This window comes from Kitasatospora sp. NPDC047058 (assembly GCF_040643935.1).
Lineage (GTDB): Bacteria > Actinomycetota > Actinomycetes > Streptomycetales > Streptomycetaceae > Kitasatospora.
In genome coordinates, this window is record NZ_JBEYVJ010000087.1 from 18373 (window position 1) to 27455 (window position 9083).

The 9083-nt window shown below is 72.8% G+C and carries 5 protein-coding genes and 1 pseudogene; 5 read left to right on the forward strand and 1 reads right to left on the reverse strand.

Annotated elements, in window-relative coordinates; all coding sequences use genetic code 11:
* Positions 1-11: 11 nt before the first annotated feature.
* Positions 12-2273, forward strand: coding sequence for a penicillin-binding protein 2 (mrdA, locus tag ABZ885_RS16185; protein WP_360188147.1), 2262 nt, complete (start codon positions 12-14; stop codon positions 2271-2273).
* Between the two features lie 100 nt (positions 2274-2373).
* The gene (rodA, locus tag ABZ885_RS16190; protein WP_360188149.1) at positions 2374-3576 is read left to right on the forward strand and encodes a rod shape-determining protein RodA; all 1203 of its coding nucleotides are present in this window, start codon (positions 2374-2376) and stop codon (positions 3574-3576) included.
* A 167-nt stretch (positions 3577-3743) separates the two neighbouring features.
* Here the strand turns inward: rodA and ABZ885_RS16195 are convergent, their stop codons facing one another.
* Entirely contained in the window at positions 3744-5036 is a 1293-nt protein-coding gene (locus ABZ885_RS16195) for a M14 family zinc carboxypeptidase (RefSeq protein ID WP_360188150.1), read from the reverse strand.
* A gap of 291 nt (positions 5037-5327) precedes the next feature.
* Between ABZ885_RS16195 and ABZ885_RS16200 the strand changes: the two genes are divergently transcribed.
* The 3 genes and pseudogenes from ABZ885_RS16200 to ABZ885_RS16210 all read left to right on the forward strand — a co-directional run.
* Positions 5328-7253, forward strand: a complete 1926-nt coding sequence (locus ABZ885_RS16200) for a TIGR03960 family B12-binding radical SAM protein (RefSeq protein ID WP_360188152.1) — start codon at positions 5328-5330, stop codon at positions 7251-7253.
* A 217-nt stretch (positions 7254-7470) separates the two neighbouring features.
* Complete coding sequence (locus tag ABZ885_RS16205; RefSeq protein ID WP_360188153.1) at positions 7471-8271, forward strand: TIGR03936 family radical SAM-associated protein; 801 nt, start codon at positions 7471-7473, stop codon at positions 8269-8271.
* 395 nt (positions 8272-8666) lie between these two features.
* Positions 8667-9083: pseudogene (locus ABZ885_RS16210) on the forward strand (ribonuclease E/G); the annotation flags it as partial.

A 9083-nucleotide genomic window follows, 5' to 3' on the forward strand; every position in this document is an offset into this window, starting at 1 on the left:
GCGCACGAGACGTGAGCAACATCCCCGAGACCGGCCGTACCCGGCGGGTGACGATCCGTCTGGTGGTGCTGCAGATCCTGGTGCTGTCGCTGCTCGCCACCCTCGGCGGGCGGCTCTGGTACCTGCAGATCCGCAACGCCAAGGAGTACACCGCCAAGGCGACCGGCAACCACGTCCGCGAGGTGGTCGAACCCGCCGTGCGCGGCGAGATCCTGGACGCCTCCGGCCGGATCCTGGCCGGCAACGAGACGAAGCTGGTCGTCTCGGTCAGCCGCACCTCGCTGCTCCAGCAGAAGGACGGCGGCAAGGCGGTGCTCGGCCGGCTCGCCGAGGTGCTCGGCATGCCGGCCAAGGACGTCCAGGAGAAGGTCCGGCTCTGCGACGCCAAGACTCAGCAGCCCTGCTGGAACGGCTCGCCCTACCAGCCGATCCCGGTCACCAAGGAGGCGACCACCCAGCAGGCGATGCAGATGATGGAGCGCCGCGAGGACTTCCCCGGGGTGACCGCGCAGCCCACCGCCGTGCGCCACTACACCGGCGCCGAGGGCGCCAACCTGGCCCAGGTGCTCGGCTACCTCTCGCCGGTGACGGACGAGGAGGTCTCCAAGACCGCCGACAAGAGCGGCCTGGACCGCTACCTGCCGGCCGACCAGATCGGCCGGGCCGGCCTGGAGTCGGTGTACGACCGCGACCTGCGCGGCACCGCCGGCATCACCAAGCTGGAGGTCGACAACCTCGGCCGGGTGATCGGCACCGCCGGCGCGGTCGCGCCGCAGACCGGCGACAACCTGGTGACCAGCATCGACGCCCGGGTGCAGAAGGTCGTCGAGGACAACCTGGCGCAGGCGATGAACGACGCCCGCAAGACCTTCGACAAGGTGACCAACCGCAACTACGAGGCCGACTCCGGCGCCGCCGTCGTGATGGACGTGCACACCGGGCGGATCGTCGCGATGGCCAGCGCCCCGACCTACGACCCCAACCTGTGGCAGGGCGGCATCTCCGGCAAGGACTACCAGGCGCTGACCAGCAAGGACTCCAACTTCCCGCTGCTGAACCGGGCCATACAGGGTCAGTCCGCCCCCGGCTCGACCTTCAAGGTCATCTCCACCACCGCCGCCGTGCAGGCCGGCTACTCGCTGGACGGGCGCTACCCGTGCCCGAAGAGCATGACCATCGGCGGCCGCGAGTTCAAGAACTTCGAGAGCGAGAGCTTCGGCGACATCTCGCTGGAGAAGGCGCTGGAGATCTCCTGCGACACCGTCTTCTACGGCCTGGCGTACGACCAGTGGATGAAGGACGGCGGCATCAAGCCGAAGAAGGACCCGGGCGACTGGTTCTTCAAGACCGCCCACCAGTTCGGCCTCGGCGCCAAGACCGGCATCGACCTGCCGAGCGAGGTCACCGGCCGGGTGCCGGACCGGCAGTGGAAGCAGTCCTTCTTCGACAACAACAAGGACGCCTGGTGCAAGCAGGCGGAGAAGGGCGGCACCAGCTTCTCCGACCAGATCGCCCGGGAGAACTGCGTCGACGGCTACCAGATGCGCGCCGGTGACGCCGTCAACTTCGCGATCGGCCAGGGCGACACGCTCGTCACCCCGATCCAGATGGCCCGGATCTACTCCGCGCTCAGCAACGGCGGCACCTTCTACCGGCCGACCATCGCCAAGGCGGTGATAAGCCCGAGCGGGGATCTCGTCCGCGAGATCGCCCCGCACGAGGACGCCAAGTTCCCCGGCGACCAGAAGCTGCTCAGCTACATCGACCAGGCCACCGCGGGCGTCATCACCAGCGGTACGGCGGCCTGGAAGTTCGCCGGGGCCGGCTGGCCGCAGGGCAAGATCGAGCTGCACGCCAAGACCGGTACCGCCGAGGTCGAGGGCAAGCAGACCACCTCGTGGCTGACCACGTACAGCAGGGACTACGCGGTCGTGATGACGATAAGCCAGGGCGGCACCGGCTCCGGCGGTTCGGGTGACGCCGTCCGCCGCATCTACCAGGCGCTGTACGGCGTGGTGGACGACAAGGGCACCGTCGACGGCGGCAAGGCGCTGCTGCCCAAGCCGCAGACCGAGCTGCCGAAGTTCAACCCGGACGGCACCGCCATCATCAAGCCGGCCGCGTACACCACCGAGCCGGGCGACCCGGGCGTGACCGGCGGCTCGCCGCGGGTCTTCCTGGACCCGGCGCAGCCGTCCGGCCCGGTGGCCCTGCTCACCGCGGCGGACGCCGCGCTCGAGCCCACCCGCGGCACCGGAAGGGGCCGGGCATGAGCCGGCGACGGGGACACCCCCGGCCGGAGGCCCGGGGAGAACGGATCACCGGCAGGCGCGTGCGGGCGCACGCCCCTGCCGGGCGGAACGGGGCAGGCGCATGAGTTCCTACGGTTCGTACCGGCAGCTGCGGCTCGCCCCGCAGCGCGCCGGGATGGCGAAGAAGTCCCTCGCCAAGGACTCCCCGCTCTGGCGGATCGACTGGATACTGCTGCTCGCCGCGGTGGTCCTCTCGCTCGGCAGCTCGCTGCTGGTCTGGTCGGCCACCCGCGGCCGGGACTCGCTCACCCACGGCGACCCGCAGTACTTCCTGTTCCGGCACCTCACGAACGTGGTGATCGGAATGGTGCTCTGCGCGGTGGTGATAGGGATAGGGAGCCGCCGCTTCCGCACGGTGGTGCCGTTCCTGTACGTCGCCGTGATCCTGCTGCTGGCGGCCACCCTGAGCCCGCTCGGCTCGACCATCAACGGCCAGCACTCCTGGATCCAGCTCGGCGGCGGCTTCTCCGTCCAGCCGGCCGAGTTCGCCAAGCTGGCGATCGTGCTGGCGATGGCCGTGGTGCTGGCGGACCAGGTGGACGCGGGGGAGCGGGAGTTCCCCTCGCACCGGGCGGTGTTCCGCGCACTGGTCTGGGCGACGGTGCCGATGGCGGTCGTGATGCTGATGCCGGACGCCGGCTCGGTGATGGTGATGGCCGTCATCGTGCTGGGCATCCTGCTGGCCTCCGGCGCCGCCAACCGGTGGGTCTTCGGGCTGATCCTGGCCGGGGTGGCCGGCTGCGTCGCGATCTGGAAGCTCGGCGTGCTGAGCAAGTACCAGATCGACCGCTTCGCCGCCTTCGCCAACCCGGCCCTCGACCCGTCCGGCGTGGGCTACAACACCGCGCAGGCCCGGATCGCGATCGGCTCGGGCGGGCTGACCGGCAAGGGGCTGTTCCACGGGACGCAGACCACCGGGCAGTTCGTGCCGGAGCAGCAGACCGACTTCGTCTTCACCGTGGCCGGCGAGGAGCTGGGCTTCCTCGGGGCGATGGCGATAATCGTGCTGCTCGGGGTGGTGCTCTGGCGGGCCTGCCGGATCGCCCGGCACGCGACCGACCTGTACGGCACCATCGTGGCGGCCGGGGTGGTCGCCTGGTTCGCCTTCCAGGGCTTCGAGAACATCGGGATGTGCCTGGGCATCATGCCGGTGGCCGGCATCCCGCTGCCGTTCGTCTCCTACGGCGGGTCGTCGATGTTCGCGACCTGGGTGGCGATCGGGCTGCTGCAGGCGGTGCAGAGCCAGCGGCCGATAGCGGCCTGAGCACGTCCTGAGCACGTCCTGAGCACGACCTCACCACGGCCGGCCGCGGCCGGGCGCCCGACGGGCGGGCCGGACTGGGGGCGGAGCGGGAGACCTGAGCACGACCACCGGCGGGGCCGGTCCGGGACACCCCCGGGCCGGCCCCGCCGGCGTTCCCGGCCGGGCCGCTACGGCAGCAGGCAGTCGGCGGCGGCCAGCACCACCCGGGTCTGGTGCGCCACCTGCGTCTCCACCGGCACCCAGCGGGCGCCGAGCCGCTGCAGGCCGTCCAGGCCCGCCGCCACGATCGCCCGGGCCTGCTCCCGGCCGGCCTCCACCGCCGGGCCGCCGGTGTCCGCGAGCAGCCGCAGCAGGATCGACGCCACCCGCAGCGGTATCCGCTCCGCGACGATCCGGGCGGCGGTCACCCGGGACACCGACAACGGCCGGCCGCACCAGTCCGCCAGCCACTCGTCCGCCAGCCGCGGGCAGACCCCCAGGCTGAACTCGGCGGTGCGCAGCAGCGACCCGCCGACCGCGCGCCGCGCGTGCGGCGGGACCAGCGGCAGCAGCGCGGACAGCCGCCCGGTGCGCTCCCGCAGCGTGGCGGCCGCAGCCGCCACGGCCGGCCCGACGTCCGGGTGCCGGCCGCCGTCGCCGACCGCGTCGACCGCCCACATCGGCACCTCCAGCACGGCCGTCACCCCGCCGTGCCGCCCGGCGTAGGACCAGGTGGACAGCTCCGGCCGGTCCGGCAGCGCCTGCACCCCGGCCACCCCCGGCGCCGGCATCAGATACGTCCCGGGAGCCGGGCTGGCCCAGCCCAGCGCGTCGTACGAGTCGACGTCCAGCGGGATGCCGCCGCGCGCCACCGAACGGGTCAGCCGCTCCGCCAGGCCCGGAACCGGCCGGGTCAGCTGCACGAACGCGCCGCCGAAGTCCACCCCGTGCAGCGAGCACTGCAGGACCGGGCGCAGCTCGTCGATCAGCCCGGTCAGCACCAGGCTCTCCGGCATCGGCGCGCGGCCCGCGTCGGCGGCCGGCAACAGCTCCGGCTGTTCCTCGAAGGCGGGCCGGTAGAAGTGCTCGTAGTGCCGCACGGCGGTGAGCGGGCCGTCCAGCCAGCCCTGGTTCAGCGCCGCGCCGTCCGGGTCCAGGCAGAGCAGGACGTGCCAGGAGACGCCCGGCCGCGGCGGCCGGTCCAGCACCTTCCCGGCGAGCCGCAGCGCGGTCGCGACACCGACCGGCTCGTTCGGGTGCGGGCCGCCGACCACCAGCACGGCGCGTTCGCCGGCGTCCACGGAGAGCAGCAGCATCGGGCGGCCGCCCCGGGAACGGCCCGCCTCGCGCAGTCGGCAGCGGTCCGGGTGGAGCCGGGCCAGCCGGCCCGCGACGGCCTCGGCGCGGGCCACCGTCGGGTAGCGGGCCGGGCGGCCCTCCGGGGGCGTGCAGCGGGGCACCCGACGGCCGGTGTCGGTCATGCCGGGAGGCCGGAGTCGGTGCCGACATGCATGGTCAACTTCCTTGTCCCGATGGCTGCAGGGCCTCCCGGCGGAGCCCTGCCAGTACCGCACGGGCCGTCCGGGACTGTCAACAGCCGGTGAGCAGCGAGTGAGCACCGCCCGGGCGGCGCCCGCACCGGCTCCGCCGCCCGGCCGGACGCCCACCGGATTCGGCTACCCTTGAGGGTCACCCCCTCCGGACGTCGCCCACCACCCCGACCGGGGTCCGCTGCGCGCGACACCTCTCAACGTCGTAAGGGTTCCTAGTACATGACTGTCGAATCGGTCTTCCCACGCCTGGAGGCCCTCCTCCCGCACGTCCAGAAGCCGATCCAGTACGTCGGCGGCGAGCTGAACTCGACCGTCAAGGACTGGGACGCCTGCGACGTCCGCTGGGCGCTGATGTACCCGGACGCCTACGAGGTGGGCCTGCCCAACCAGGGCGTCATGATCCTCTACGAGGTGCTCAACGAGCGCGAGGGCGTGCTCGCCGAGCGGACCTACAGCGTCTGGCCGGACCTCGAGGCGCTGATGCGCGAGCACGGCGTCCCGCAGTTCACCGTGGACGCGCACCGCCCGGTGAAGGCCTTCGACGTGTTCGGCCTCTCCTTCTCCACCGAGCTCGGCTACACCAACATGCTGGCCGCGCTCGACCTCGCGGGCATCCCGCTGGAGGCGAAGGACCGCACCGACGACGACCCGATCGTGCTGGCCGGCGGCCACGCCGCGTTCAACCCCGAGCCGATCGCGGACTTCGTCGACTGCGCGGTGGTCGGCGACGGCGAGCAGGCCGTGCTGGACATCACCGAGCTCGTCCGCGGCTGGAAGGCCGAGGGCCGCCCGGGCGGGCGCGACGAGCTGCTGCTGCGCCTGGCCCGCACCGGCGGGGTGTACGTGCCCAAGTTCTACGACGTGGAGTACCTGGCCGACGGCCGGATCGGCCGCGTCGTGCCGAACGCCCCGGGCGTGCCGTGGCGGGTCTCCAAGCACACCGTCATGGACCTCGACGAGTGGCCCTACCCGAAGCAGCCGCTCGTCCCGCTCGCGGAGACCGTGCACGAGCGGATGTCCGTCGAGATCTTCCGCGGCTGCACCCGCGGCTGCCGCTTCTGCCAGGCCGGCATGATCACGCGCCCCGTGCGGGAGCGAAGCATCACCGGCATCGGCGAGATGGTCGAGCGCGGGCTGAAGGCCACCGGCTTCGAGGAGGTCGGCCTGCTGTCGCTGTCCAGCGCCGACCACACCGAGATCGGCGACATCGCCAAGGGCCTGGCCGACCGCTACACCGACGACAAGATCGGCCTGTCGCTGCCGTCCACCCGCGTCGACGCCTTCAACATCGACCTCGCCAACGAGCTGAGCCGCAACGGCCGCCGCTCGGGCCTCACCTTCGCCCCCGAGGGCGGCAGCGAGCGCATGCGCAAGGTGATCAACAAGATGGTGTCGGAGGAGGACCTGATCCGCACCGTCGCCACCGCCTACGGCAACGGCTGGCGCCAGGTGAAGCTGTACTTCATGTGCGGCCTGCCCACCGAGACCGACGAGGACGTGCTCCAGATCGGCGAGATGGCGAAGAACGTCATCCAGAAGGGCCGCGAGGTCACCGGCCAGAACGACATCCGCTGCACCGTCTCCATCGGCGGGTTCGTGCCCAAGCCGCACACCCCGTTCCAGTGGGCCCCGCAGCTGTCCGCCGAGGCCACCGACGAGCGCCTGGCCAAGCTGCGCGACTCCATCCGCGGCGACCGCAAGTACGGCAAGAACATCGGCTACCGCTACCACGACGGCAAGCCCGGCATCGTCGAGGGTCTGCTCTCCCGCGGTGACCGCCGGATCGGCGCGGTCATCCGCGCGGTGTACGACGACGGCGGCCGCTTCGACGGCTGGCGCGAGCACTTCTCCTACGACCGCTGGATGGCGTCCGCCGAGAAGGGCCTGGCCGGCACCGGCGTCGACGTCGACTGGTACACCACCCGCGAGCGCACCTACGAGGAGGTGCTGCCCTGGGACCACCTGGACAGCGGCCTCGACAAGGACTGGCTCTGGGAGGACTGGCAGGACGCCCTCGAAGAGGTCGAGGTCGACGACTGCCGCTGGACCCCGTGCTTCGACTGCGGCGTGTGCCCGCAGATGCAGACCGAGATCCAGATCGGCCCCACCGGCAAGAAGCTGCTGCCGCTGACGGTCGTCAAGTAGGACACCGCCGCCGACCCCCGGCCGGGACGCCCCGGCCGGGGGTCGGTGCGTCCCGGCTGACCAGGGGCGGAGCGAGGGGCCCGGCGGGGCGCGTACCCTTTGAGGTGACAGAGTCCGGGACGTGGCGGAAAGACGCCACCACGGACGGGGACAACTGACTAAGGACTGAGCGACCCTGGCACGCCGTACGCCCGACGGTCCGCCGCCCGCGCCGACGGTGCAGCGGATCCGTCTCCGCTACACCAAGCGCGGCCGGCTCCGCTTCACCAGCCACCGCGACTTCCAGCGCGCCTTCGAGCGCGCCCTGCGCCGCTCGGCCGTGCCGATGGCCTACTCGGCCGGGTTCACTCCGCACCCGAAGGTGTCGTACGCCAATGCCGCCCCGACCGGGGTGGCGAGCGAGGCGGAGTACCTGGAGATCGGTCTCGCCGCGGTCCGCGACCCGGAGGAGCTGCGTGCGCAGCTCGACGAGTCGCTGCCGAACGGCCTGGACGTCATCGACGCGGTCGAGGTCCGGACGCCGAACTTCGTGGAGCGCCTGGAGGCCTCCGAGTGGCAGGTCCGGCTGGACGGTGTCACCCGGGACGAGGCGGCCCGTGCGGTCGGCGCCTTCCTGGCCGAGGAGCGGGTCGAGGTCGAACGCCTCACCAAGAACGGCGTGCGGGTCTTCGACGCGCGCGGCGCGGTGTCGGCGCTGGAACTCCTCCCGTCCCAGGTCGACGGCGGTGCGGACACGGAAGGCGAAGGGGCCCGCGATGTTCGGACCGGCCGTCCCTGTGCGATACTGCGCCTGGTAGTACGACACGCCACACCCGCCGTACGACCCGACGACGTATTGTCCGGTCTCCGTGCGACGGCCGACCTGGCGCCGCCGGTCCCCGCAGAGGTGACCAGGCTGGCGCAGGGGCCGCTCGACGAGGAGACCGGCACGGTGACCGACCCGCTGGCGCTCGACCGCGCCGCGGCCCCGGCCGGCCCTGTGGCGGCCGGCGAGCCGCGCGCAACCGCGTCCGCCTAGCGGGCGGAGGCCGGGTCCAGTACCCACTGGACCCGCTGGTCCTCCAGGCCCCCGCGGCTCCCCAGGGGAGCGAGCGTCGTCGAAGCACAGGCCGGCCTCTTGCGGCCCGCCGACCCGGATGGTCGGTGGGCCCGAGGACCCCGTCCGGGAGCCACCCGGGGTTGGGGGACGGCGCAGCTTGGGAAAACCTCAGAAGACTGGTCAGACCAGAAGACTTTCGACACCCCGCCGAGCGCGGGGCGCCGAGCGAGACTACGAGCCCCTGTGCGGCCTCGCGTCCGCACGGTGGCACCGGGAAAGGGTCCGGCCCGGGCATCCGCGTGATGCCGGCCGGCCACCGGTGCCCTGCCGTGCCCGGATACGGAGCCCGGGGGCCTGACGGGAGATCCACCCGCATGCTCGATAACACCGATCCGCAGCAGTCTGCGGCAGCGGAACAGAACGAATCCACCGTGACCGGTGGCGAGGGCGCGTCCGCCGCGCCGCCGCGCCGCCGTCGCCGTGCGGTGTCCCGCCCGGCGGGCACCCCGCAGGGAGCGGCCGCCGAGGCCGCCGAGACGGTGATCCCGGCCGAGGCGCCGGCCACCGAGGCGCCCGCCGCCGCGCCGGCCGAGGCCGAGCCGGTCGCGGAGAAGCCCGTCCGGGCCCGCCGCACCCGCAAGCGTGCCGAGGCGCCCGCCGGGGCGCCGGAGGCCACCGCGATCGTCGTCACCGGTCCGGAGGCCGCCGAGGCTCCGGCTTCCGAGGCGCCCGCCGCCGCGCCGGCCGAGGCCGAGCCGGTCGCGGAGAAGCCCGTCCGGGCCCGCCGCACC